This window comes from Pseudomonas neustonica (assembly GCF_003797945.1).
GTDB classification, from domain to species: domain Bacteria; phylum Pseudomonadota; class Gammaproteobacteria; order Pseudomonadales; family Pseudomonadaceae; genus Halopseudomonas; species Halopseudomonas neustonica.
Genome location: NZ_RKKU01000031.1, coordinates 19,347 through 43,495, shown reverse-complemented (window position 1 = coordinate 43,495; position 24,149 = coordinate 19,347). Strand labels below are relative to the sequence as shown.

The 24,149-nt window shown below is 55.0% G+C and carries 22 protein-coding genes and 1 other annotated feature; of the genes, 9 read left to right on the top strand and 13 right to left on the bottom strand.

Annotated features, from left to right (window positions below):
• The first annotated feature begins 62 nt into the window (after window positions 1–62).
• Window positions 63–1,195 (top strand): IS3 family transposase gene (locus EF096_RS17700; protein WP_123891117.1). Its coding sequence is split into 2 segments (ribosomal slippage): window positions 63–303 and window positions 303–1,195, totalling 1,134 coding nucleotides; the frame shifts between segments, so codons are not numbered across the junction.
• On the opposite strand, the gene EF096_RS17695 is transcribed toward EF096_RS17700, so the two are convergent.
• Window positions 1,190–1,702 (bottom strand): EAL domain-containing protein, encoded by a 513-nt coding sequence (locus tag EF096_RS17695; RefSeq protein ID WP_123891116.1) that lies wholly within the window; start codon window positions 1,700–1,702, stop codon window positions 1,190–1,192. The genes EF096_RS17700 and EF096_RS17695 overlap by 6 nt on opposite strands.
• On the opposite strand from EF096_RS17695, the gene EF096_RS17690 reads away from it, so the two are divergent.
• Window positions 1,637–2,865, top strand: a protein-coding gene (locus EF096_RS17690) for an IS3 family transposase (RefSeq protein WP_123891115.1) whose coding sequence is annotated in 2 segments (ribosomal slippage) — window positions 1,637–1,925 and window positions 1,925–2,865 — 1,230 coding nt in all. Because the reading frame shifts where the segments join, the coding sequence is not laid out codon by codon here. The genes EF096_RS17695 and EF096_RS17690 overlap by 66 nt on opposite strands.
• Window positions 1,915–2,031, top strand: a sequence feature (AL1L pseudoknot). (Overlaps the previous gene by 117 nt.)
• Here EF096_RS17690 and EF096_RS17685 read toward each other — a convergent pair.
• Complete coding sequence (locus EF096_RS17685) at window positions 2,841–4,676, bottom strand: putative bifunctional diguanylate cyclase/phosphodiesterase (protein ID WP_123891114.1); 1,836 nt, start codon at window positions 4,674–4,676, stop codon at window positions 2,841–2,843. The genes EF096_RS17690 and EF096_RS17685 overlap by 25 nt on opposite strands.
• Before the next feature lie 149 nt (window positions 4,677–4,825).
• Window positions 4,826–5,677 (bottom strand): glutathione-dependent disulfide-bond oxidoreductase, encoded by an 852-nt coding sequence (gene yghU / locus EF096_RS17680; RefSeq protein ID WP_123891113.1) that lies wholly within the window; start codon window positions 5,675–5,677, stop codon window positions 4,826–4,828.
• A gap of 116 nt (window positions 5,678–5,793) precedes the next feature.
• Here yghU and EF096_RS20475 point away from each other — a divergent pair, with 116 nt between their 5' ends.
• Entirely contained in the window at window positions 5,794–5,940 is a 147-nt protein-coding gene (locus EF096_RS20475; protein WP_182249812.1) for a hypothetical protein, read from the top strand.
• A gap of 133 nt (window positions 5,941–6,073) precedes the next feature.
• Here EF096_RS20475 and EF096_RS17675 read toward each other — a convergent pair whose 3' ends face one another.
• Window positions 6,074–7,453, bottom strand: coding sequence for a heavy metal sensor histidine kinase (locus EF096_RS17675; RefSeq protein WP_123891112.1), 1,380 nt, complete (start codon window positions 7,451–7,453; stop codon window positions 6,074–6,076).
• Entirely contained in the window at window positions 7,450–8,121 is a 672-nt protein-coding gene (locus tag EF096_RS17670) for a heavy metal response regulator transcription factor (protein WP_123891111.1), read from the bottom strand. Before EF096_RS17670 ends, EF096_RS17675 begins: the two co-directional genes overlap by 4 nt.
• Before the next feature lie 141 nt (window positions 8,122–8,262).
• On the opposite strand from EF096_RS17670, the gene EF096_RS17665 reads away from it, so the two are divergent.
• Window positions 8,263–8,760 carry a GlcG/HbpS family heme-binding protein gene (locus EF096_RS17665; RefSeq protein WP_123891110.1) on the top strand — a complete coding sequence of 166 codons (498 nt, stop codon included), beginning with the start codon at window positions 8,263–8,265 and terminating at the stop codon, window positions 8,758–8,760.
• A gap of 17 nt (window positions 8,761–8,777) precedes the next feature.
• Window positions 8,778–9,188, top strand: a complete 411-nt coding sequence (uraH, locus tag EF096_RS17660) for a hydroxyisourate hydrolase (RefSeq protein WP_123891109.1) — start codon at window positions 8,778–8,780, stop codon at window positions 9,186–9,188.
• Window positions 9,189–9,263: 75 nt separating this feature from the next.
• On the opposite strand, the gene EF096_RS17655 is transcribed toward uraH, so the two are convergent.
• The 6 genes from EF096_RS17655 to EF096_RS17630 all read right to left on the bottom strand — a co-directional run bounded on the left by EF096_RS17655 (window position 9,264) and on the right by EF096_RS17630 (window position 18,387).
• Window positions 9,264–11,546 carry an ATP-dependent DNA helicase gene (locus EF096_RS17655; RefSeq protein ID WP_123891108.1) on the bottom strand — a complete coding sequence of 761 codons (2,283 nt, stop codon included), beginning with the start codon at window positions 11,544–11,546 and terminating at the stop codon, window positions 9,264–9,266.
• A complete protein-coding gene (locus EF096_RS17650; RefSeq protein ID WP_123891107.1) occupies window positions 11,543–13,195 on the bottom strand; it encodes a VRR-NUC domain-containing protein in 1,653 nt (550 codons plus the stop codon). Before EF096_RS17650 ends, EF096_RS17655 begins: the two co-directional genes overlap by 4 nt.
• A 100-nt stretch (window positions 13,196–13,295) precedes the next feature.
• Window positions 13,296–15,761 (bottom strand): EAL domain-containing protein, encoded by a 2,466-nt coding sequence (locus EF096_RS17645; protein ID WP_123891106.1) that lies wholly within the window; start codon window positions 15,759–15,761, stop codon window positions 13,296–13,298.
• A gap of 13 nt (window positions 15,762–15,774) precedes the next feature.
• A complete protein-coding gene (locus EF096_RS17640; protein ID WP_123891105.1) occupies window positions 15,775–16,200 on the bottom strand; it encodes a response regulator in 426 nt (141 codons plus the stop codon).
• Window positions 16,197–17,348 carry a sensor histidine kinase gene (locus EF096_RS17635; RefSeq protein WP_124014365.1) on the bottom strand — a complete coding sequence of 384 codons (1,152 nt, stop codon included), beginning with the start codon at window positions 17,346–17,348 and terminating at the stop codon, window positions 16,197–16,199. Before EF096_RS17635 ends, EF096_RS17640 begins: the two co-directional genes overlap by 4 nt.
• Window positions 17,308–18,387, bottom strand: a complete 1,080-nt coding sequence (locus tag EF096_RS17630) for a cache domain-containing protein (protein WP_123891103.1) — start codon at window positions 18,385–18,387, stop codon at window positions 17,308–17,310. The genes EF096_RS17635 and EF096_RS17630 overlap by 41 nt, the downstream gene beginning before the upstream one ends.
• A 243-nt stretch (window positions 18,388–18,630) precedes the next feature.
• Here EF096_RS17630 and EF096_RS17625 point away from each other — a divergent pair, with 243 nt between their 5' ends.
• The 4 genes from EF096_RS17625 (at window position 18,631) to arfB (ending at window position 21,339) form a co-directional block, all read left to right on the top strand.
• Window positions 18,631–19,611 carry an Lnb N-terminal periplasmic domain-containing protein gene (locus EF096_RS17625; RefSeq protein ID WP_123891102.1) on the top strand — a complete coding sequence of 327 codons (981 nt, stop codon included), beginning with the start codon at window positions 18,631–18,633 and terminating at the stop codon, window positions 19,609–19,611.
• Between the two features lie 49 nt (window positions 19,612–19,660).
• Entirely contained in the window at window positions 19,661–20,056 is a 396-nt protein-coding gene (locus EF096_RS17620; RefSeq protein WP_123891101.1) for a hypothetical protein, read from the top strand.
• A gap of 64 nt (window positions 20,057–20,120) precedes the next feature.
• Window positions 20,121–20,828 (top strand): glutamine amidotransferase-related protein, encoded by a 708-nt coding sequence (locus EF096_RS17615; protein ID WP_123891100.1) that lies wholly within the window; start codon window positions 20,121–20,123, stop codon window positions 20,826–20,828.
• A 97-nt stretch (window positions 20,829–20,925) separates the two neighbouring features.
• Complete coding sequence (arfB, locus tag EF096_RS17610) at window positions 20,926–21,339, top strand: alternative ribosome rescue aminoacyl-tRNA hydrolase ArfB (protein ID WP_123891099.1); 414 nt, start codon at window positions 20,926–20,928, stop codon at window positions 21,337–21,339.
• A gap of 50 nt (window positions 21,340–21,389) precedes the next feature.
• Here arfB and EF096_RS17605 read toward each other — a convergent pair whose 3' ends face one another.
• On the bottom strand, window positions 21,390–22,247 hold the full coding sequence (locus EF096_RS17605; RefSeq protein WP_123891098.1) for a PA4780 family RIO1-like protein kinase: 858 nt from the start codon (window positions 22,245–22,247) through the stop codon (window positions 21,390–21,392).
• Window positions 22,248–22,339: 92 nt separating this feature from the next.
• Window positions 22,340–24,100: an alkaline phosphatase D family protein gene (locus EF096_RS17600; RefSeq protein ID WP_123891097.1), complete on the bottom strand. Its 1,761-nt coding sequence runs from the start codon at window positions 24,098–24,100 to the stop codon at window positions 22,340–22,342.
• Window positions 24,101–24,149: the final 49 nt, after the last annotated feature.

Sequence of the window (24,149 nt, the reverse complement as noted above, 5' to 3'; positions counted from 1 at the left end):
GGGTTCTACCCCGTTACTGCGGACACTCTTGAAAAGAGGCACAATGTGCCAAAGGAGTGTTCATGTCCAAACGCAGAAAATACAGCCCTGAATTCAAGCGCGAAGCCATCGCGCTATCTCGCCAGCCTGGTACCAACTGTCGTCAGGTGGCCTTAGAGATTGGCATTAACCCCAATTTGTTGTCGCGGTGGGTCCGTGAAGCGGACGATGTGCCAAGCAAAGCGTTCAAGGGCTCTGGTACGCCTCGTGACGAGGAGCTTGCCAATCTGAAACGCGAACTGGCGCGGGTAAAAAAGGAGCGCGATTTTTTGCGCGAAGCGGCAGTGTTCTTTGCAAAGGAGTCGTCCTGAGGTATCAGGCGATTCAACGCTGTCGCAGTCTTTTCCCGATACGCCTTATGTGTCGATGCCTGAAGGTCTCGGCCAGCGGTTATTACGCCTGGGCATCTCGACCTCTATCCAGCAGGGCTATGGCTAATCAGCATCTGTTGTCGCGAATCAGAGAGATTCATGATGATAGTGGTGGCATGATTGGTTCGCCCCGGATGCATGAAGACCTGGCTGCCGAAGGCACTTCTACGAGCCTGAATCGGGTTGCAAGGCTAATGGCTAAGCACGGTATCCAGGGGTGGCCTCGCAAAAAGCGGGGACGAATGGGGCGAGCGTCGAGTCGGCCACAGGGTATTCAAAACCATCTACAGCGGGACTTCTCAGCGCTTGAGCCTGATACCAAGTGGGTCACGGATATTACGGAGATCTCCACTCAGGAAGGAAAACTGTATCTATGCGTGGTCCTGGATCTGTTCAGTAAGCTGATTGTGGGCTGGTCCATGCATCACAGACAGGATCGGCAGATGGTAATCAGAGCTGTTCAAATGGCTGTGTGGCAACGCCAGGGCGAAACCCCGGTGATACTGCACTCAGACAGGGGTACGCAGTTCACCAGCGGCGATTACCAGCGTTATCTGGGCAGCAATCGGTTAGTCAGCAGCATGAGTGCCGTTGGCCACTGTGGCGATAATGCCGCCTGTGAGGGCTTCTTTGGGATGCTGAAGCGAGAGCGAGTACATCACCGACGTTACCGTACTCAAGACGAGGCAAGAGCAGACCTATTTGAATACATCGAGCGGTTCCATAATCCTAGGATGCGACGTAGAGTTGCTGCGCAGGATCAAAAGCTCTTAGCTGTTTTATAACCGTCCGTGGAAACGGGGTAGAACCCGATCAGGGTTTATGGTGCGCGAAAACTCGTTGAGTGGGCAGGGCTCAGCTATCAGGTTACCTTGGATTTGATGGCAGCCTGCAGTACAGATCAGGTCAAGCTGCTCCACGGTTTCCACCCCTTCACAGACGGTGTGCTTACCAAGCTCCTTGGCCAAGTCAGTAATCATTTTTACAATAGATTTGGCGTCGTCCTTGGTCAGTAGTTCGGTAACAAAAGAACGATCTATTTTTAGCGTATCGAATGGAAAGCGGCGTAGATACGACAGTGAAGAGTAGCCAGTGCCAAAATCATCCAGCGCGAGTCTTACACCGGTGCTTCGTATCTCGTTGAGTATGGCAAGCGCCTTATCTGCATCATCAATCTGAACCGCCCCGGGTTTCGCGGAGGCTTCAACTCCTGAGAAGATGAAGCCATGAACAAGACAAACAAGTTTTCCCCTGAAGTCCGTGAACGAGCCGTGCGGATGGTGCAAGAGCATCGCGGCGACTATCCCTCGCTGTGGTCGGCGGTCGAGTCGATTGCACCCAAGATCGGCTGCGTACCCCAAACGTTGCTGGAATGGGTCAAGCGTGCAGACGTCGATGCCGGCGTACGGCCGGGCGTCAGCACAGCCGACGCGCAACGCGTCAAAGAGCTCGAGCGCGAGGTCAAGGAGTTGCGCCGGGCCAACGAAATACTCAAGGTGGCCAGTGCGTTTTTCGCCCAGGCGGAGCTCGACCGCCGGCTGAAGTGATCTACGCTCTGGTGGATGGACACCGGGATGCTTTTGGGGTCGAGCCAATCTGCACGGTGCTGCAGATTGCCCCGTCAGCCTATCGCCGATATGCCGCCCGCCGTCGAAATCCGGATTTGCAAAGCCACCGAGCCCGGCGCGACAGCAAGTTGATGCCAAAGATCGAAGCTGTGTGGAACGCGAACCTGCAAGTTTACGGTGCTGACAAGGTTTGGAAGCAGATGAACCGTGAAGGAGACGCCGTGGCCCGCTGCACGGTCGAGCGGTTGATGCGACGACTTGGCCTGCGCGGAGTCCGGCGTGGCAAGATCGTCCGCACCACAGTCAGCGACCACAAGGCTCCGTGCCCGCTGGACAAGGTGAACCGGCAGTTCCGAGCCGACCGACCGAATCAGTTGTGGGTGTCCGACTTCACCTATGTTTCCACTTGGCAAGGCTGGCTGTACGTGGCCTTCGTTGTGGACGTCTTTGCCCGGCGCATTGTCGGCTGGCGGGTGAGCCCATCGATGACAACCGACTTCGTGCTGGATGCGCTGGAACAGGCCTTATACGCACGTCAGCCTGAACGCGGTAGCCATCTGATCCACCATAGCGATCGCGGGTCGCAATACGTCAGTATCCGCTACAGCGAACGGTTGGCCGAGGCTGGCGTGGAGCCGTCGGTAGGCAGCAAAGGGGACAGCTACGACAATGCCCTGGCTGAGACGATTAACGGCCTGTACAAGGCCGAAGTGATCCACAGACGCTCGTGGCGCAATCGTGAGCAGGTGGAACTGGCCACGCTCCAATGGGTGCATTGGTTCAATCACCAGCGACTGCTCGAACCCATCGGATATATACCGCCCGCAGAGGCTGAGGCAAACTACTATCGGCAACTAGCCAGTCAGGCTTCCAAGGTGGCGGCTTGACTTAAACCAAACAGCCTCCGCGAAACCCGGGGCGGTTCACGACAGGCTTCACTTAGCGCCCACCTTCCAAGCTTATCTATCATCCCGCATTGCTCGGCTATCGGAATAAACTCTATCGGGCCAATGTGCCCAAGTTCAGGGTGATGCCAACGCATCAGCGCTTCCACACCGACGACTTGCCACGTTTGTAAATCGACTTTGGGTTGCCAGTGCAGAGATATTTCGTTGTTGTCGATGGCACTGCGTAAACCGTTTTCGATACTGAGTCTTCGTCGACTCACCTCTCCCAGTTGCGGTGAGTAGGCCACCCAGCGCCCCCGGCCGGACTCTTTTGCTGCATACATGGCGATGTCTGCTTGTATCAGTAAGTCGTCAAGTGAAGGATGGGAACCACTGCTAACGGTATAACCGACGCTGGCGCCGACACGGAACTGGCGTTCGCTAATCATGATCGGTTCACACAGCGTATCGACCACGTTGTGCGCGAGCTCATCTACCTTTTTTACAGCGGCCTGTGACCAGAGCAGGATGGCAAACTCGTCGCCTCCCATGCGGGCTATCAGTGCTTGCTGATCCACACAGGAGCGTAGGCGTTGCGCAATAACACGAAGTATAGAGTCGCCAACGCTATGGCCGTAATTGTCGTTAACTGCTTTGAATCGGTCGAGATCAATGCACAGCAGTGCAATGGGCCCATTTTGCTCAATCGCTTTATTCAACGCTTGACGCAGGTGAAAGCGATTGGACAATGCGGTCAGCGAGTCGGTGTGCGCCAGATCGCGAAGCTTTTGTTCACTTCTCACTTTCTCGGTGACGTCTGTCAAAACACCACGCCAGCCCAGAAATATACCCGTAGCTGAGTACAGGCTCTTGCCAGCCATGACCAGGTAGGCAACCCCTTTCGGAGTAGTCATGGTCAGTCTCATATCACGGAATGGCTGGCCCTCAGCCGAGAGTATTTGCAGACGCTCAGCGTCATCCGGGCACCGCTCTGCCAGCAACGCCTGAAAACTGTGCTGGTTATCTTCATTCTGTTTCAGTCCCAGGACGTCGGTGAGGCGATTGGAGACATGGTTGAGTTTGCCGACGATATCGGTTTCCCAGAGCGCATCGCCAGCGTTGTGTTCAAAATCCTGCAGCAACACGGCAAGGGCTTGCTCCTGTCGCTCAGAGCGTGCATTGGCGGCGATCAGATCAGTCGATTTGCGCCATGCGCTCAAGGAGCCAACCAGCACCATGGGTGAGTAGATGCACACCAGCAGGGCTACACCAAGAGAGGCCAGGTGTCCGGTTAACCACAAGGCACCAACCGCAGCAAAAGAGTAGATAAGGGTGTAGCAAATGCTCGCATAGGGCAGCGGGCTAAGGACGAAGCTTCCGGCGCTGATCATACCGGTCACAATGGTTGCGAAGGCCATCTGCTGGCCTCTGGACGCGTCAGGAAACCAGATAAGTATCATGCATGCCCAAAGTGCGGCCAGGGAGGATGAGTAGATCGTTGCTCTATGTGCGCTTTTGGATGAAGCATAGACAACCGGGTTCTTGCGGATACGGTACCAGCCCTTGCAGGAGATCAGGCACAAGCAGGTAAGCGCGGCAAGCCATATCCATTGCCCTAGCGGAATATTGGGTGCGTAGGCAATAAGGAGACAGCAGCCACTACCTATATTCGCTAGCATCATCGGCAGTGTGACGCGCGTCACGGAGGTGACTTGAGCCCCGCGCAGGCGAGCCATATCGGTGTCATCTGACGAGTACATCGTCGAGATGTCAGCGAATAGCTGACGAATGTTGGCAATTTGATCGTTCAAATAGGGACGCCCGTCTCATTGATCCAGCATGATTTATAGCGCGATATTAGCAGAGCTACAGGTACCAGGGCTTGGATAAAAACGCTTTATGGATTAAACAATCGGGTGCTAAAAAAGGGCGGTGCCGCTTGCGACACCGCCCTTTTTAGTCAAACCTGCGCGGGGAAATCGCTCGCCGCGTGACGCTCCGCCAACTGTTCAGAGGCTTCGCCCCATACGCGGTTGACCATTCGCCCGCGCTTAACGCCCGCTCGCGCGGCAACGGTCGAAGCCCAGCGTTGTACATGGGTATATTCATGGACCGATAGGAACTCGCCTGCGCTGTAGAGGTTGCCTTCAACCATCAGGCCATACCAGGGGTAAATGGCGATATCAGCAATACTGTAGTCGGCACCGGCCATGAATTCGCGCTCTGCCAGATTGCGGTTCAGCACATCAAGCTGGCGCTTGACCTCCATGGCAAAGCGATTAATGGGGTACTCGAACTTCTCCGGCGCGTAAGCGTAGAAATGTCCGAAACCACCACCGAGGTAGGGCGCTGACCCCATCTGCCAAAATAGCCAGTTCAGCGCTTCGGTACGCTGGGAGCGCTCGGTCGGCAAGAACGCACCAAATTTCTCGGCGAGATACAGCAGGATAGAGCCTGACTCAAACACCCGAGTCGGCACGTCAGTACTGTGGTCTACCAGCGCAGGGATTTTCGAGTTGGGATTGGCCTCAACAAAGCCACTGGAGAACTGATCGCCTTCACCAATGTTGATCAACCAGGCATCGTATTCAGCGTCGCTGTAACCCAGCTCCAACAGTTCCTCGAACATCACTGTCGCTTTGACGCCGTTGGGCGTGGCCAAGGAATACAATTGATGAGGCTGCTTGCCTATCGGCAGATCCTTGTCATGAGTAGGGCCTGCGATGGGGCGGTTGATGTTGGCAAACTTGCCGCCGCTTTCGGCGTCCCAGGTCCAGACTTTAGGTGGCTCATACTGCTTGTCATTGCTCATTTTACGGTTTCCCGAACAGTGATTGGCTGGCGTCAAGGGGCCACAGTTATGTGGCTGATTGCCAAGCCTAGCACGGAGCAAGCAGTTGTGGAGTGACGTTATTTAGTGAGAGTTAGATGATTGGTAAAGGAGCGCTGCAGGACGAATCAGTTGCGATCTCCCTGCAGCGGTTTGGCTCAACCTCGCTCGATGTGCTGCTGATGAAGCTCGTGCAGACGCTTGCTGCCATCTTCGGCATGGACGGCGAAGGTAGTCAGGGCTGAGAGTGAGAAGAGTAGGGCGATGGCGAATTTCATGGTTGCAGTCCTTCTGATTGCAGGTTGGAATGGCGACTGGTGTCGCCGTTTGACCTGTACAGAGTAAGGGAGCAGCACTGATGCCAGCATGACCTGCAGATTACATATCTGTCATCTGCAGAGTTTGAGGAAAGCGCAGTTCGAAGCGCACTCCCTGCTCTTCGTTGAAGACCTGCGCGCTGCCGCTATGCAGGCGCATGATGGCCTGTACTATAGCCAATCCCAACCCACCACTGTGGCCTGGCTGACTTCTTGATGGATCGGCCCGATAGAACCGCTCAAACAGCCTGGACAGATGCGGCGGTTTAATCTGTGCACCCTGGTTACGTACGCTAACGATGTGCTGATTATCCTGCTCTGCGCTGGCGATCATGATCTGACTGCCGGGGTCGGCATGGCGAATAGCGTTGGCAATCAGGTTGGCTAGGGCGCGGGTGAGCATATCCGGTTCGGCGCTCAGGGTGCCGCTGCATTGATTGACCAGCTGCAGATCACGCTCCTGCGCCATGCCCTCGAAGTACTCACACAAGTCTTCAACCAGCTTGTTAAGGTCAGTCGGCTGGAGCGCTAGCGAGCGTTCCGGCTGCTCACTACGGGCCAGGAATAACAGACTGTCGATCATCCGCGCCAGGCGCTCGAACTCCTCCAGATTTGACTCCAGCAACTGCTCGTAATCCGCCGTGGTACGCGAGCGGCTCAGCACCTGTTGTGTTTGGCCCATGAGGTTGTTCAGTGGTGTACGCATTTCATGCGCGAGGTCAGCTGAGAATCGTGCCAACTGCTGGTAGCCCTCATCCAGCCGGGCCAGGGTCTGGTTAAGGCTGGTCTCCAGCAAGCTTAGCTCCAGATAATCGCTGTCTGCATGCAGTCTGCGGTGCAGTTGCCCGCTGTCGATGGCGCCTGCCTGTGCGGCCAACTGCCGGAGCGGGCGCAGGCCACGCTGGCTGATGAAACTACCCAGTAGAAACGTCACCAAACCACCCAGGCTGAGGGCGATGATCAGGGTGTTGCGATAGGACGCGAGCATATTCTGGCGCTCGGTGAGCAGGTGTCCGGCAATCAATACCAGTTGTTTGTCGTGGAGGCTGATCCGCTGTGCCACCAGGCGGTAGGGTACTGCTGGGTCTTGATGGAAGGTCGGCTGGGATGAGGCCTGCAGTTCTGGCAAGGGCAGGGCGGCCGGGTTGATGCTCAGCAGAGGCTTGCCTTGAGTATCCAATACCCAGAGAAAGTGCTGAGTATTACCCAGCATATTGGCATAGAGTTCCGGTCTTTCCAGTAGCGCCTGAATGTCAGGGGTGTTCTTGAGCAGCAACTGCATGCGTTCAAGTCGGCCGAGTAGTGCCTGATCGTCGCGCCAGGCGATCTCCTGCTGCAGGGAGCGGTACAAATACACACCAATGATGCCGAGCGACAGCATGCTGATCAGCGCGAAGGCCAGCGCCAAGCGCATGCTGAGTGAACGCTTGAATTGCTTCATGCGACGCTATCCAGTTTATAGCCCATGCCGCGCACGGTATGTACCAGTTTCAGCTGGAAGGGATCATCCAGCTTGGCCCGCAAACGGCGAATAGCGACATCCACCACATTGGTGTCACTTTCGAAGTTGATATTCCAGACCACCGAGGCGATGCGGCTACGTGACATGACTTCACCCGGATGACTGATCAACAGCTGCAGCAGCGCAAACTCCTTGTTGGTGAGCGTGATGCGTTGACCGTTGCGGCTGACGTGTCGGCGCAACAGGTCTACCTCCAGATCCTCAAGTCGATAATGCTCTACCTCACGCAAGGGTGAGCGCCGCAGTAGACTCCGCACCCGCGCCAACAGCTCAGCATAGGAGAAGGGCTTGACCAGATAATCATCGGCGCCCAGTTCCAGGCCTTTTACCCGATCTTCAACGCTATCGCGCGCCGTCAGGAAAAGTACCGGCGTGTCGCCATGGCGGCGGATCAGCTTGATCAACTGCCAGCCATCGATGCCGGGCAGCATGACATCAAGAATGACCAGGTCGAAGCGCTCCTCTTCAATCAGGTGCCGCGCATCCAGCCCGTCGAGCGCCACCTCGACCTGATAGCCGGACTCACTCAGTCCCTTCTGCAAGTATTCGGCTGCTTTGCGTTCGTCTTCAACTACCAGTATGCGCATCGGTGTCTCCTTCTCAGGCCTTCAGGTTAGAGGTAAAGGCGCGGCCTGCCCATTACAAAAGCGTAATGCAGCGGCAATGCTGCGGTAGTTGTGTCGATTGCACTATTGCCTGGTGTTTACGCAAACCAAGGAGATAACCGTATGGCGCACAAACTGACAATCGCATTGGCACTGCTCGGCAGCCTGGGCGCGACGGCTGTTCAGGCTGAGGTGTCCGGCATTGCCGAACGTCCAGATCTGACGCTGACCCTGGCCAACCAGTTGGCTGATGCAACTCTCAGCGCCTGTCATGCACAGCAACGCACTGCGGTGGTAGCCGTGGTTGATCGCGGCGGCAACCTGATGGCGCTGCAACGCGACGATAACGTCGGCCCACACAATACGCTAGCGGCACAACGCAAGGCATTTACCGCACTCTCAACCAAAACGGCAACCGGACTTTTGGCCGAGCGTGCACGCAATAATCCCGATGCAGCCAATCTAAACACCCTGGATGAGCTGCTACTGCTTGGCGGTGGTTTACCTGTTGCCATCGACGGGCAGGTTGTTGGCGCGCTTGGGGTAGCCGGTGCTGGCGGTGCCAGCACGGATGAAGGATGTGCGCAAAGCGCCATCGATAAGCTGATCAAAACCAACTGAGCTCCAGGAGAATCTGTATGAACGCTATTAGTCGCATCGCCGGTGGTATTTTACTTGCCAGTTGCACAACCCTCGCTATGGCAGCGGGTAACCCGCTCAGCGTGCACGTCCTTAACCTTGAAGATGGTTTGCCGTCATCTGACGTGCACGTCACGCTTGAGCGTCTGCAAGGCCAAAGCTGGCAGCCCTTGAGCGAGGGCGTCACCAATGAGCAGGGCCGCATTACTGAACTTTTCCCGCAGGGCCAGACGCTGCAGGATGGTACCTACAAGGTTACCTTCAAAACCGGCGACTGGTTTGCACAGCATGAAGCCAAGACCTTTTTCCCCGAGGTGCCGGTGATTTTTGCTGTGGATGCTTCGGTAGAGCATTACCACATACCACTACTGTTGAGTCCTTACGGGTTTTCTACCTATCGCGGTAACTGACTTATGCCTGGCGTACTTGGGTAACTGAGTACGCCAAGGCTCACATGTTTCAACCGCTATCTTTTTGCAGGCTACTCAAACCAACTCGCTGCCGACGTCCCACCAGTTGGGGAGTAGCTCACGCACCGCGCGTTGTCCAAAGCGGTCGTCCAGCAGATAAACCACACCGCTGTCATCAGTGCTACGAATCACTCGTCCCGCTGCCTGCACTACTTTCTGCAAGCCAGGATAAAGGTAGGCGTAGTCATAGCCGTTGCCGCCGCTGTCAGCAAACATCGCCTGCATCCGTTCCTTCATTTCCTCGTTGACCGGATTTATCTGTGGCAGCCCCAGAGTGGCAATGAAAGCGCCGATAAGGCGCTTGCCGGGTAAATCAATACCTTCACCAAAGGCACCGCCCAGCACGGCAAAACCTACCCCGTTGCTGTGCTCGGCAAAGCGAGCAAGAAAGCCATGGCGCTCGGCTTCATTCATGCTGCGCGACTGGGCCCAGGTCGGGATGTTTGGGTAATCCGCAGTGAATTGATCCAGCGCTTGCTGTAGATAGGCGTAGCTGCTGAAAAATGCCAGATAGTTGCCGGGCTTGCGCGCAAACTGATCGGCTATCAATTGACAGATCGGGCGCAGGCTGGCGCTGCGATGCTGATAACGGGTGGACAGGTTGCGGATCACCGAGACGCTCAATTGCTCAGCCTTGAAGGGCGACTCCACGTTGATCCATTCTGCCTCTTCCGGCAATCCGAGCAGGTCGGAGTAATACTGTGCCGGGCTCAAGGTGGCGGAAAACAGGGTTGTGCTGTGCGCGGTGAGAAAGCGCTGCTTGAGAAAGGGCGCGGGTACTATGTTGCGCAGGCACAGGGTTGACAGCGTCTTGCGTCCGGCAAATTCTTCATGCCGGGTAATATCAAACAACGAATGCGGCCCATAGGCCTCCGCCAGACGGCAGAACAACATGGCGTCCAGATAAAACCGCAGCAAGGCGGCGTCGTTGCCTGTGGGCTGATCGGTCAGGTGGTCGGTGATGGCGCTGACTGCTTTTTGCAGGCTGGCGATGAACAGGTCAGCAATAGTCGGGTAGATCTGATAGTCGTCCACCTGGTCCTGATGCAAGGTATTCCAGTGGCGCGCAACCCGGTCGAGCACGGTTTTCAGAGACTTTGGCGCGTTGCGCCGCAATACATTGAACACCTGCTGATCAAGCTCGGCGGTATACATGCCGCGCGCGCGGTCAATCAGGTTATGCGCCTCGTCTACCAGTAGCGTAATACGCCAATCGTTAAGTACGGTCAGGCCATGAAGTAGGGCGGTCATGTCGAAGTAATAGTTGTAGTCGCCAACCACTACATCGCTCCAGCGGCACAATTCCTGGCTCAGATAATAAGGACAGACCTGATGCTCCAGTGCGATTCGCCGTACGCTGGGTTGGTCCAGCCACTTCGCCTCTACGGCCGCTGCACGCGCGGCTGGCAAACGATCATAAAAGCCTTGCGCCAGTGGGCAGGAGTCGCCATGGCAGGCTTTGTCTGGATGCTCGCAGGCTTTGTCGCGGGCAGTATGTTCGAGCACACGCAATGGCATATCTAGTTGCTGGCTACGCAGGGTTGATAGCGCCTCAAGTGCCAGCTGCCGGCCCGGTGTTTTGGCGGTGAGAAAGAACAGTCGATCCAACTGCTGCTCAGGGAAAGCCTTGAGCTGCGGGAACAGCGTGCCCAGGGTTTTACCAATACCGGTGGTGGCCTGGGCCATGATGGTCTCACCATCGCGCGCGGCGCGGTAAACCGCTTTGGCCAGCTGGCGCTGCCCGGTACGAAAACCCGCATGCGGAAAGCGCAACTCTTGCAGGCACAGGTCGCGCTCGGCGCGGTGCTCGGTTTCCTGTCTGGCCCAGGCGATAAAACGATCGCATTGCAGCGCAAAGAAGCGGCGCAGGTCGTCAGCCTTGAAGGTCTCGCGGTAAGGCGTTTCCTGTTGGGTCATGACGTTGAAATACACCACGGCCAGATCCAGCTCTGCCAACTCCAGCTCGACACACAGCAGCCAGCCGTAAATCTTCACCTGGGCCCAGTGCAGACTGCGGTGGTTGTCCGGAATACGGCTGACATCGCCCCGGTGGGTCTTTATTTCTTCCAACAGGTTTTGGCTTGGATCAAACCCGTCTGCGCGTCCGGCGACCAGCAGCCCGGGATAACTGCCGGCCAACACCAGCTCGCTGATATAGTCGGGACCGCGACGGCCGACGACGGTTTGATGACCGGCGATGCCTTCCTGTGCCGTGGGTGCAGGGGTAAAGCGCAGGTCGAGATCGCCTTCCTTGGCGGTGAATTCGCAGAGCGCTCGCACTGCTACGCGGTAGGTCATGGTTCGCGCTCCTGCTCACTCCATTGCACGTAACAGACCTCCACCGGCATCGCATGCTGTGCACAAAAGGCCAGCCAGCGGCGCTGATTATCCTGCAGCCTATCTCCGGGGCCTTTCACTTCTATCATGCGGTAGCGCTGTTCTGCCGGCCAGAACTGAATCAGGTCGGGCATGCCCGCGCGGTTCGCCTTGATATCACCCAGTAAGCGCTCAAACCAGTGCTTGAGGTGGGCAGCGGGTATGCACGTCAGTGCCTGCTCAAGCAGCTCGTCACTAAGCATGGACCAGACCACGAAGGGCGACTGGATACCCTGTTTTTGCTGAAATACGGCACGTATGCAGTCCAGGTACTCTTCGCTTTCCAGTCGCGCCAGACAGTGGTCGAACAGATCCCGCCGGCGTGAATAAAAGTCGCTGCTGTGCAGGTCAGCGGGTGCGCTATGGAATGGGTGGAAAAAGGCACCCGGCAGCGGAGTAAACACGGCATCCCAGCAAAGCAGGCCAAACAGGCTGCAAATGAGGGTATTTTCGACGTAATACACTGGCGCGTCATGTTCCGCAAAGTGCATCGCGACGGCCTGCTCAACGCCTGTGTCAGGTTGTCTGGGGAGCTGCAGCCGCTGTTCGGGAGTGGCTATGTCTTTTTTTTCTTTGCTGGATGCGTGCTTCAATTTACGCTCCAAGCGCCTGAGCGCACGCTCCACCAGTTGGCGCTCGGCCTCGTTTTCAGGACTGGCATCCGCCTGTACCGCAAGCTTGTAGGCGGCGTCATATTGTTGGGTCTTTTCCAAAATACGGATTTGCCGTTGACGAGCACCTGTGTAGCGGCATTGTTGATACAAAAGCAGCGCTTCATCCAATGCGCCGTCACGCTCGAGCTGTTGGCTGAGCTGAAACAGCAAGCGCTGATGGCGCTGCTCGATCCAAGGGTTTTGGCTTTGGAACTGACCTAGCTGCGCCAGCGTATCGGCGACGCTGGCGCCATCGGCAAAGGCTTCACGACAGCGCCGCAGATGAAGGTAGTCGTCAATGTCACGGCGACTATGAAAGCCGCGTGACTGCGCTGAAAACCTGACCTGCTCATAACGAAACACGCCAAGATCGGCCAATACAAACTCGGACCAGCTTTGCGCTAGGTTGCCAAAGAATAGCAGCCGGAAGCGATCAAACAGTTCGCCCAAAGTGAGGCTGTACAGCGTGTCAGCTGGAATCTGAGGCCATTGTTGCCAGGCCATCGCCAGACTTTGTTGTTGCTCAAGTTGCTCGGTCAGCGCAGCCTTGCTGAGCTTGGACCCGCTGTCGCTCTCTGTCAGCACGCCAAGCAATTCGTGTTTGAGCAGCAGTTTAGCCAGCTCTGCCGCACTGAGCGGGTTTTCGGTGGATAACCAGCCTAGATCAAGCAGTGGCTGTGCCGCCGTTTCTGTGCAGCCTATCTCGTCGTACGCCAGTTTACTCAAGCGAAAATGCGAGCCCTTGCGCATGACCATACGCACCAGCAGCGCTTGAGCGGACTGGGGCAGGGTGCGGAACTGTTCAACGAAAGAGACCTCCTGCGTAGACAGCAGGTCAGAATAACGTCCTGAAACCCAGTCCAATACGGTTTGGAAGTTTTTCAGATAATAGAAATCGGCAGCTTGAGGTATCGGCATACGGTCACATACTGGTTGTGCGTACAGTATTGTCCGTCTACAAAAAGCGGGTTGCAAGCCCGGTATAACAAGAAAGCTCTTCGATACTTTGATTCAAGGCCTACAGGTAGTCGTTGAGATTCAACTCCATCATTTGCTGTAATTCCGCTACTGGCCGGGGTTTGCTGAGATAGTAACCCTGCACCATGTCGCAGCCCTGATCACGCAAGAAATGCAGTTGCGCTGATTGTTCTACGCCCTCGGCGACGACCTGCAGCCCTAGTTTGTGCGCCAGTAGTATTGTGGCCTCGACAATAGCAGCGTCACTGGCGTTGTCAGGTAGCGCACTGACGAAGCTACGGTCAATCTTCAATGTGTGTAATGGGAAACGTTTAAGGTAAGCAAGCGAGCAGTAGCCAGTACCATAATCGTCGATGGCGACTCTGATACCGAGTTGCTGCAGGGCATACAAGGTGCTGGCAGAGGTGTCCAGATCCTGAATAAGCATTTGCTCGGTTATTTCGAGCTCCAATTGCTCGGGGGGGAAGCCAATCTCTTTCAGCACGTCTGCCACTTTGCTGGCCAGATCGCCTTCGGCAAACTGGCGTGCCGATAGGTTGACGGATACCCGCACTGGATGCTGTCCGATCACCTGCATCGCCATGGTATCCAGGCAAGCCTGCCTGAGTACCCAAAGGCCAACTTTGACGATAAGTCCGGTTTCTTCCAATAACGGTATGAAGTTATCTGGTTGAACCAGGCCACGGGTAGGGTGGTTCCAGCGTAGTAGCGCCTCTGTTCCAATAACCTTGCCAGTGCGCGTGTCTGCCTGCGGTTGGTAGTGTAAAACGAACTGATTGCGTTCAAGGGCCCAGTGCAATTCCGACTCCAGCACCAGAAGCTCCTGCTGGCGCTCATTCATCTCCGGAGCATAGAACTGAAACGAGCGGCCACCAGCCGCTTTTGCCTGGTACATGGCTGAGTCGGCGTTGCGTAGCAAGGCCTCAACGCTGCTGCCATCGTCTGGATAGATTGATACGCCGGTCGTGAAACTGACGAAGATATCCCGCTGATTAACGCGTACCGGTTGCTCGAAGGCACGCTTGAGCTTGTCTAGTACACCGACGATTGCTTGTGGTGCCGTGAGGTCAATGGCGACAATGACAAATTCATCGCCACCGTAGCGCGCCAATAGGTAGTTAGGACGTAGGTAGCGAGCCATGCGCACACTGACTTGTTGTAATAATTGATCACCTAGGCTGTGTCCGAGGCTATCGTTAACCCGCTTGAAATTATCCATATCGAGAAACAGCACCGCCATCTTTGAGCCATGCTCTTGAGCGCGCTGGATCTCGGTTTGTAGCTGTTCGGCCAGCAGCACCCGGTTGGCAAGTCCGGTTAACTCATCGTGGGTGGCCTGATGTTGTAACTCCGCTTCAAACTGTTTGCGCTCGCTTATATTGCGCCCAATACTCGAGAAATAGGCCGTTTGCCCCGTTTTGTCACGATGTGCGATCACCACCTCGGAGAGGTAAATTTCATTACCCTTGGCATCGGTCAGCATGGATTCGCGTTCGAATATGCCGTGTTTTTCTGCTTGTTTCAGTGCGCTGAGAATAAGTTCTTCAGCTATTCGCATACCATGGCTGGTCGGTGCTTGCTGACGATAGGGTGTCTGGTAGGAGACGTCGCCGAGCAACTCCTGACCGGAGCGATTCAGATACAGAAGCTTGCCATCCCGGTCACTGATAGCCACTACATCTGTGGTCGCCTCCAGAATGGCGTTGAGGCGCGTCCTTTCTTCATCTGCTTTAACCCGCTCGCTAACATCGCGGCCAGTTGATACAAAGTGCGTAATTTTCCCATCGGCATCAACCAGAGGCGTTATTACCTTTTCCTCGTAAAATAATTCACCAGATCGTTTGCGGTTAATCAGCGTGCCACGATAGGTACGGTGTTGCTTGAGGGTTGACCACAGGTCTGTATAAGCGTCCGGCTCCTGCTCGGTGGCTTTCAATACATCCGGCGACAGTCCCGTTATGCTGGCAGCGCTGTACCCCGTCATTTGCTCGAATGCCGGATTGACATACTCGATACGGCCATCGCTGTTGGTGATAAAAATGCTGTCTTCAGTCTGATCTACTGCTTGCGAGAGCTTGCGCAGCAGTTCACTGGATAGCCGATGTTGCTTTTGCGCCGCACGCTCTGCAACGGCACGTTGAATGACCGGAGCCAGCCGTTGCAGGTCATTTTTGACGATATAGTCTTGTGCGCCCGCTTTAATCGCTTCGACTGCCGCTTTTTCACCCAGGGTGCCGGACACATAAACGAACGGGAGGTCTTCGCTGTGTTTGCGCACTGTTTTTAGCGCGGCTGCGCCATCAAAGAGCGGCATGCTGTAGTCGGAGAGCACTACATCCCAGTTAAACTCAGACAGTGCTTGCTCAAGCGAACTTTGGGTCTCGACACGTTGCCACTTGATCGACCAGCCCTGTGTTTCCAGGTGATGGATAACGAGTAGCGCGTCATCTTCGTTATCCTCCAGCATCAGGATGTGCCATTGATGGGCGGCGTGTGACTGCAGCATGACTACCTCCTGTTTAAGCGTCCAAAGCGGGACAATTTATTTGCAACCAGTAACGGCTTAGCTCGTGGATGACTTTTACGAACTCGTCAAAGTCTACAGGCTTGCGAATATAGCTATTGGCGCCGCATCTATAGGAACTGTACCGATCACTCAGTTCTAACGAGGAAGTCATTACTACGACTGGAGTTAATCGCGTTTTTTCGTTATCACGGACTTTTTTTAGTACTTCAAGTCCTCTGATAATAGGTAAATTAAGATCAAGTAAAATCAGTGCAGGGTTAATGGGGTTCTCAACGTTACCAAATAGCTTGGTGAGCGCCTGCTGACCATCTTCAGCAATAACGATGTCATTAGACATGTTGTTGCTTTTCAACGCATGTAGCATCAATGCTACGTCATCCGGATTGTCTTCTACCAAAAGTATAGATTGGTTTCTCATAGGGTATTCCTGACCGAGTTGAACTTCAGATAGAAGCTCGCACCTTTTCCGGGTTCTGCTTCCGCCCACACACGACCGTTCAGTTTTGCCATGATGCGAGCAATGGTGGCCAAGCCGATACCGGTACCTGGAAAATCACTGGCACTGTGCAGGCGTTGAAAGGGCGTAAAGAGCTTGTCGGCATATCCCATGTCAAAACCTGCGCCGTTGTCGCGGATAGCGACAACCTCCCCACCGTCGCGTGTCTCTCTCTCTATGTTGATATGGGCTTCGCCTACTTTGGCGGTAAATTTCCAGGCATTGCTGATCAGATTCTCGATGGTCACTTGTAATAGCACAGGGTCAGCGTCAACCCACAGGTTCTTTTGCACGTAAACTTGCACGTTGCGCTCCGGCTCGGCTTCTCGCAGGTTCTGTACGACTTTTTCGGCTACCTCACTCAGATTGACCTCAGTCAGGCTGACATCAGCCTGGGTGACGCGCGCGAGCATCAGAAGATCGTCTATCAATGTGCTCATTTTGTTTGCGGCAGCGCGAATTCGATTAAAGTAGTTCGCTTCTTGCTCATCCAGTTTTTCAGACAAACTGCTTAACAGTATGTTGCTGAAACCGTCGATCGCTCGCAAAGGGGCGCGAAGGTCATGAGATACAGAGTAGCTGAATGCTTCCAGCTCTTTATTGACTAGTTGCAGATCGTTATTTCTCGAAGCAAGCCCCTGGTTCAGCTTCTCTATTTTGCGCGTTAGTTCACGGCGCTCGGTTACATCTCTGATTGCACAGAAAGTCAGCTTCCCCGAGTCGGTTTGTATAGGGCTCAGGCTGATCTCAACCGGGAACTCGCTTTTATCCTTGCGCAACGCCTTGAGATCGAGCCCTACGCCCATAAGCCGTGCTTTAGGTGCTTCGGCATAAAGCTGGCGATGCTTCTGGTGTTTGTTTCTAAGCGTTGCAGGCAGAAGCGTTTCCACTTTCTCCCCTAATAACTCATGCTTCGCGTACTCAAACAGCTTGATGGCCTGATCGTTAATCAGAACGATAGTACCGGCATCATCCGTAATAATGATGGCATCTGGCGCAGCTTCAATCATGGCGCGGAACTTGGCTTCGCTAGCCTGCAGTTCGGCTTCGGCCTGGGAACGCTGCACCATCGAGCGTGATAGCAAGAATGCCAAGACGGCCAGGATAAACACAACCACCGCGCCTGCAGCCCAGAACCTTTTTTTTCAGGGGCGCAACCGCCTGCTTAACTTGCTCACCCGCAAGGTATGAAACCAGGTACAACTTACCCAATGTTTGCTCTGACTCTTTGATGGTGGCATTGGAAAGCTCGACGGGAGTAAAGCTGTAATGATCATTGTTAATGGTCAGCTCGCCAAGCTCAGGCGCATTGATGATTTTGCTCCACAGTTTGATGTGCTCTACGGGGAGGCTATGGGCGCTGCGCGCGGGCAGCATAAACCCCCACTCATGTTCGGGGGAGGGACCTTTGAGCCAATAGCCATTTTGATTAACCAGCCATAGCTGAGCTCCGTTTTTGTTGTCCATCTCAGCGAGCGCCTCAAGTATCTCTGCCCCCCGGTAGTTAATGACCAACAAGCCCGTTTTGTGATTACGCTGCTTGTCAAAGATGGGTGTGGCAACGCGAATGGTCGGGTTCAGCGGTTGCTGTATTTGTTCGTTCTCTACATTGAGGTCGAAAGGCGAAAAATAGACAGATCTCTGTGGCTGCTGCATGCCTATTTGAAAGTAGTAGCGGTTGCTTTTGTCCTGCAATAACTCTTTTGGCGTTATAACCAGCCCGTCTGTTTGCCGTTCAACTCTGACCTGCTCCTGGCCCTGGGTATCAATGAACCTTATTTGCTCGTATTTTGCGTGAAACCGGAGAAAGTCGGCGAAGCTTCTTGCGCGTTGATCCGACTGTGTCAAACCGAAGGCTTCGCTGTGCTGAAATTCAACGTGATTTGCGAGATAAAGCGCATCGCCCCGGATAATATCAATGCTGCTTTGCAGCAAAGAAACCGCTCGCTCAACCTGAGCTCTTTGCCCAGCGCCGGCGATAACAGTACTCGCCTTTATTTGACTATTGGCCAGCAGTGCAACCACCAATGCGGCGACTAACGCCAGAGGAAGCCAGATCAGCAGAAAGTAATAAAGTATGCTTTTGGGCGACCTGTGCAGAAAGTGCATATTAACGTCCTTATGACTTTGACTACGTCCTGGTATGTTTTTGACTACTGCATTTGCATGAAAGTATAGAAGAGATGCCCAATTTGACGATCTTTCGAGCTAATTAAGATTGTGGTAAGCCTAGGCGATTGGTGATGGCGGAGGCCCGGTACCTGTCAGAGCTCTGGTGCGGTAAAAACCGCACTCAGGTAGACTGCGCCAATAAAGCGGCTGGCCGCCGATATAGAGGGCCTTGGGTGTGAAATGCTTCTGAGTCTGGCGTTGATCATTGCGCTACTGGTAAATGTCTGGGTGCTGCTGGCGTTATGGTTCCATCGTCCACATGGGGCTGTGCTGCGTTATGTACCAATAGGCCTTTGGGTGCTCATTTGGGGCACGGCGGTAATGTATCTGTTCCGGGCGCATTACCTGCCGGCTGCACTATGGCTGTGCTCCGGGCTGGCGCCCGTGCTCATCTGGTGGTTTGGTGTTTTACCTAAAGGGCAGGGCGACTGGGCTGATGATATGGCCTATACCACGACGGGAGTCGTAGATAGCGACCGGCTTGCCTTGCAGCGCGTGCGATCCTTCAATTGGTCCACAAACGATATTTACCAGCAGAACTGGGTGAGCCGTGAGTACGATCTATCCGATCTGCAAACGGTGGATATGATTACCTCTTTTTGGGGACTGAGGCCCATTGCGCATGTGCTGGTATCGTTTGGTTTTGGCAATGACCGCTATCTGACATTTTCTGTTGAAATTCGTCGACTACGTAACGAGTCCTTTTCGATTTTAGGTGGTTTTTTCAAACACTTTGAACTCAATATTGTGGCGAGTGAGGAGCGCGATATAGTGCTTGTTCGCACCAATTGCAGAGATGAGGACGCCTTTCTGTATCGCACGCGCATTGGCCCCGATGAAGGCTGCGAGCTACTGCTGGGGTTTGTAGCTGCAGCCAATCAACTGGCAGCAAAACCCCGGTTTTACCACACGCTCAAAGCGAACTGTACGACGATAGTCTTTGCTCTGGCGCGGCGCATACATCCCCAGTTGCCACTGGATTATCGGTTGTTGCTCAGCGGCTATCTCGATGAATACATTTACGGCCTTGGCGGCCTGCAGCCTGGTTACTCGCTGGCAGAGTTACGAGAGCGTGGGCGGATAACCGACCGCGCGCGCGAAGCAGGGGATTGCGCCGAGTTTTCCAGGCGCATCCGCGAAGGTGTACCCGGTTGTGACTAGCACTGCTGCCCTGTATACATTGACAGGCTGTCGCGCCTGAGGAGGAATGATGCATAGGATCGGAATAACCTTATTGCTCTCGGGTTTGTTACTACTACCAAACCTGGCCAGCGCTCAAAACGCGCCTGAGGTCTCGCAGAGCGTGGAGGAAATTGTCGGCGATGCGCGTCTGGCACCGAATTTGCGTATAAAACGCAGCGTTACGCTGTTGCAAGCGCGTGCCCAGGTTGAGCGCCAGCGTGACAACAGCGCGGGTGCTGACCGTCTAGAGCAATCGGTGAACTATTTGCTACAAGCACCGGCAATAGCCGAGGCCGCTGAACTCGCAGCACAAGCCGCAGAGGCCGCTGACGCAGGTGACAGCGAAACGGCATTGGTATTTGCCGAAAGCGCGGCTCAGCTTGACGGTGCCAAGGAGCTACCTGAGGACCGGGTGCTCGACTAGTTTATGCATTTGAACGGCTACTTTGGGCCTTATGATGTGCTGAGTTATTGATAAGCAGGTGACTATGAAACTGGGTTTATTGCAGTGTGATGATGTCAGTGAGGCGTTGCAGGCACAGCAGGGGAACTACCCGGAGATGTTTGAAACCCTGTTGCGCCAGCGGCTGCCCGGCATGGACTACCAGGTATACCGTGTACTGGACGGTGTCCTGCCTTCCAGTGTTGATGAGTGCGACGTTTACCTGAGTACCGGCAGCAAGTTTGGCGTGAATGACGGTTTACCCTGGATCGCTGAGCTGGAGGCCTTTGTGGTTAAGCTCTGGGAGGCGGGCAAACCCCTTGTCGGTATCTGCTTTGGTCACCAACTGATGGCCAAGGCGCTAGGCGGTGAAGTGCACAAATCACCCAAGGGCTGGGGTATCGGCTTGTCATTCAACGATGTGTTGGTTAACAAACCCTGGATGCAGCCAGCGCGCGACAGCCTGGACCTTATTGTCAGCCACCAGGACCAGGTCGTGCGCCTGCCGCCACAGGCCGAGATTCTTGGGCGTAGTGATTTCTGCCCCTATTATCTACTGCAGTACGGCGAGCACTTCATGAGCGTGCAGGGGCATCCGGAGTTTTGCAAAGCCTTCTCGCATGAGCTCATGGATTCGCGCCGTGATGCGTTACCTGCCGCGCGCTATCGCGCAGGAAAGGCTTCCCTGAGTGCTGATGTGAATGGCGGATTGATGCTGGACTGGATAGTTAATTTTTTACAGCAGAACCACTGATAGGGCCGCCTTTTGCCCGCAGCACAGCTTGTGGGTATCCTATAAGTCAGCTCGGCACTCTGCGGAGCCTTGTTTTTACTGCTCTGGAGGCGGTCGCATGATAGTTCTGTCCAACGAAGTACAACTGGGAGATTGGGAGGTAGAGATCACTGCCGTCCGCTCGCAGGGGGCGGGTGGCCAGAACGTGAACAAGGTCGCCAGTGCTATTCATCTGCGGTTTGATATCCGTCGTTCCAGCTTGCCGCCGTTTTATAAAGAGCGCCTGTTACGTCTCTCTGATCAGCGCATCACCAAGGATGGTGTAATCGTTATCAAGGCACAGCAGTTTCGCACGCAGGAACTGAATCGTGACGATGCCGTGGAGCGTCTGCGCGAACTGATCAATGGCGCTGTCGTGGTGCAGAAAAAGCGTCGCCCAACGCGTCCGACCCGCGGCTCCCAGGTACGCCGAGTAGACAGTAAGGTGAAGAGAGGGCAGTCCAAGCAGCTAAGGGGCAAGGTGGATATTTAACCTGACCTGTCCTTAACTGCCCGCCTCAGGCGTGCAGATTGCTAAAACGATTACTCTTCGTCTTCTGCGTCTCGCAAGCGCTCCTGTCGAGCTGCTTCTTCCTCCAGTACCGCTCGAATCTCGGCCACCACACTGTCTACATCCGCTTCGCCCTCAGGGTCAGCAAAATGGCCCGTCAGCTCGCTCTCAGGGGTAAGCTTGCCTTCTTCATAGAGTGACCACATTTCTGCTGCGTAACGCGTTTCCAGCAGTTCGGGCGCATATTGCGCGTAATATTCGGTCATATTGCGCACATCACGATCAAGCATCTTGCGGGCGTTGTTGTTGGCAGCGGCATCCACCGCCTGAGGCAGGTCGATGATTACCGGGCCGTAGGCATCGACTAGCACGTTAAACTCCGACAAGTCGCCGTGGACCAGGCCGGCGCATAACATCAGCTTTACATACTCCATAACCACGGCATGGTCTTCAAGGGCCTGTTCTGCGGACATGGAGACATCATTAAGGCGCGGCGCAACGTTTCCTTCGTCATCGGTTACCAGCTCCATCAGCAGGACGCCGTCGAAGCAGCCGTAAGGTGTCGGCACCCGGGCGCCGATAGCAGCGAGGCGGTAAAGCGCGTCCACTTCGGCGTTCTGCCAAGCAGACTCCTGCTGGTCACGGCCAAACTTGGAGCCTTTCTCCATCGCACGTGCACGTCTGGAGTTGCGCACCTTGCGGCCTTCCTGATAGAGCACTGCCTGTTTGAAACTACGCTTGGTTGCTTCCTTATAGACTTTGGCGCAGCGGATCTCATTTCCGCAGCGCACGACAAAGACGGCGGCTTCCTTGCCGCTCATCAAGGGACGTATGACCTCATCGATGAGGCCGTCTTCTACCAGAGGTTGCAAACGCTTAGGGATCTTCATAGCGCCGTTATACCCTAAATGCATACGGGGTGTTAAGTGGCACTGTAAATGTAGCCCTTACGGTGTTGAATTAACTAATAAAACGGGCCGGATTAGCCGATTACCATATCTTCAATCAGAGTACGGTTCGCGCTGCCGGGCAAGGTGCTCAGGGTCAGCCCGCGCGCAGCATCCACTGTATAGTCGCGCGCCTTTACGGTGCTGACATAGCGCCAGTCAGCCGTTGCCTCGTCCGGCGTAAAGGTCACCAGCAAGTAACCGCGCTGGTTGGCGTTAAGGTACTTGAGTTCATCGACCAGCAACGTGATCGCTTGTTCTGCCTGCGGCATGGCTTCAGCGGGTAACCCAAGGTAGCTTTCCAAACCAGGTGAGGTAATACCGGCGGTGGCAAACTCGACACCCACAGCTTCACCGTCTTGGGTTTTCAGGTTGTTGGCCCACGCATTGTGCGTATCGCCTGCCAGCACAACCAGGTTTTTGTCGAGACTGCGGGCCAATCCGAATATCACCTCGCGCTCATAGACATACCCATCCCAGGCGTCAAGGTTGTAGGGGATGACTGTGGTGATTCGCGCGATCTCTTCGCTGGTGAGGGAGGGGTCTTTTTGCTGGACACGTATTTTAAGCTGCACCAGTTCACCAAGGAGCGTACCCAGGTCTGCCGCGGCAGGGTTCGACAGTGCTGTCAGCATTTCGGCCGGTAATAGCATGCGGCCCATCAATACCTGTTGCCCCAGCACTTGCCATGTAGCGGTTGAAACTGCCAGCTGGGTTTGCAGCCAGTTCATTTGCGTCTGGCCGAGCAGACTGCGACTGCTGGAGCTTACATCCGCGGTAAACCCAACCGCATCAAAGCCGCTTTGGCTGGTGTAGTCGGCGTAATCAAGCTGCTCATCACGACCAATGATGCGGGTATCGAGCATATGCAGGCTGACGAGGTCGCCGAAGTCGAAGCTGCGATAAATGGTCAGTTCATCGTCTGCGCTGGCAGGACGAACGGGTAACCACTCAAAATAGGCTTGCAGCGCCGCCAGTTTACGTTCGGTGAAATCGCCTTCGCCCTCGTTGTGGTTCTCGGCGCCGTCCTTCCAGGTATCGTTGGCGACTTCATGGTCATCCCATACGGCGATAAAGGGCGCTGCGGCGTGCAAGGACTGCAGGTCGGTATCGGTTCTATACAAGGCATAGCGTTTGCGGTAATCGCTCAGGTTCAGCAGTTCAGTGTTGTTGTCGCTGGACAGGCTGCGACCTAGCGCTGCGGCATCCTCCGTGGCGTAACCGCCGGTACCGTATTCATAGATGTAATCACCCAGATGCAGCACCGCATCCAGCTCTGATTCACGAGCCGCTTCGGCATAAGCGTGAAAGTAGCCGGCCGGGAAATTAGCGCAGGACATCACGGCAAAGCGAACCTGTTGAACGCCCGCACTTGGCAGCGTTTTCATTTTGCCGGTTGCCGATACGGTATTGCCCGCCTTGAATCGATAGAAATAGGTCTCGCCGGGTAGCAGGTTCTGTACGTCTACCTTGAGCGTATAGTCGCGTTCCGGCCCGGTACTGGCACTCCCGCTATGCAGGAGTTGGGTGAAAGCAGCGTCGCTGGCTACTTCCCAGCTGACCTCAACGTTCGCAGCGTTTGCGTCTTTTGGGGTCACCCGGGTCCAGACCATGATACGGTCAGCCAGCGGATCACCACTGGCTACTCCATGCTCGAACGCGAGACTCCGGTTCTCTGCTGACGGTGATGATGAAGAGCCGCTGCTCAAACATCCCTGTAAGCCGGTAGAGACAACGATCCCACCGAGCGCCAATCCCGATGCGCGTAAAAAATCCCGCCGAGTAAAACCAGCCATGCTATTACTCCTTTGCTGACCTCGAATTGAGACGGTCCATGGTTGAGAA

Excerpts from the sequence above, each read along its gene's own strand:
- EF096_RS20475 (WP_182249812.1), top strand. The coding sequence starts at position 5,794 with ATGATTGGTAAAGGAGCGCTGCAGGACGAATCAGTTGCGATCTCCCTG.
- EF096_RS17625 (WP_123891102.1), top strand. The coding sequence starts at position 18,631 with ATGCTTCTGAGTCTGGCGTTGATCATTGCGCTACTGGTAAATGTCTGG.
- EF096_RS17650 (WP_123891107.1), bottom strand. The coding sequence starts at position 13,195 with ATGCCGATACCTCAAGCTGCCGATTTCTATTATCTGAAAAACTTCCAA.
- EF096_RS17615 (WP_123891100.1), top strand. The coding sequence starts at position 20,121 with ATGAAACTGGGTTTATTGCAGTGTGATGATGTCAGTGAGGCGTTGCAG.
- EF096_RS17675 (WP_123891112.1), bottom strand. The coding sequence starts at position 7,453 with ATGAAGCAATTCAAGCGTTCACTCAGCATGCGCTTGGCGCTGGCCTTC.
- EF096_RS17670 (WP_123891111.1), bottom strand. The coding sequence starts at position 8,121 with ATGCGCATACTGGTAGTTGAAGACGAACGCAAAGCAGCCGAATACTTG.
- EF096_RS17635 (WP_124014365.1), bottom strand. The coding sequence starts at position 17,348 with ATGGTGCAGCGTTCCCAGGCCGAAGCCGAACTGCAGGCTAGCGAAGCC.
- EF096_RS17630 (WP_123891103.1), bottom strand. The coding sequence starts at position 18,387 with ATGCACTTTCTGCACAGGTCGCCCAAAAGCATACTTTATTACTTTCTG.
- EF096_RS17695 (WP_123891116.1), bottom strand. The coding sequence starts at position 1,702 with ATGCTCTTGCACCATCCGCACGGCTCGTTCACGGACTTCAGGGGAAAA.
- EF096_RS17655 (WP_123891108.1), bottom strand. The coding sequence starts at position 11,546 with ATGACCTACCGCGTAGCAGTGCGAGCGCTCTGCGAATTCACCGCCAAG.
- uraH (WP_123891109.1), top strand. The coding sequence starts at position 8,778 with ATGAACGCTATTAGTCGCATCGCCGGTGGTATTTTACTTGCCAGTTGC.
- EF096_RS17640 (WP_123891105.1), bottom strand. The coding sequence starts at position 16,200 with ATGAGAAACCAATCTATACTTTTGGTAGAAGACAATCCGGATGACGTA.
- EF096_RS17600 (WP_123891097.1), bottom strand. The coding sequence starts at position 24,100 with ATGGCTGGTTTTACTCGGCGGGATTTTTTACGCGCATCGGGATTGGCG.
- arfB (WP_123891099.1), top strand. The coding sequence starts at position 20,926 with ATGATAGTTCTGTCCAACGAAGTACAACTGGGAGATTGGGAGGTAGAG.
- yghU (WP_123891113.1), bottom strand. The coding sequence starts at position 5,677 with ATGAGCAATGACAAGCAGTATGAGCCACCTAAAGTCTGGACCTGGGAC.
- EF096_RS17620 (WP_123891101.1), top strand. The coding sequence starts at position 19,661 with ATGCATAGGATCGGAATAACCTTATTGCTCTCGGGTTTGTTACTACTA.
- EF096_RS17645 (WP_123891106.1), bottom strand. The coding sequence starts at position 15,761 with ATGCTGCAGTCACACGCCGCCCATCAATGGCACATCCTGATGCTGGAG.
- EF096_RS17665 (WP_123891110.1), top strand. The coding sequence starts at position 8,263 with ATGGCGCACAAACTGACAATCGCATTGGCACTGCTCGGCAGCCTGGGC.
- EF096_RS17605 (WP_123891098.1), bottom strand. The coding sequence starts at position 22,247 with ATGAAGATCCCTAAGCGTTTGCAACCTCTGGTAGAAGACGGCCTCATC.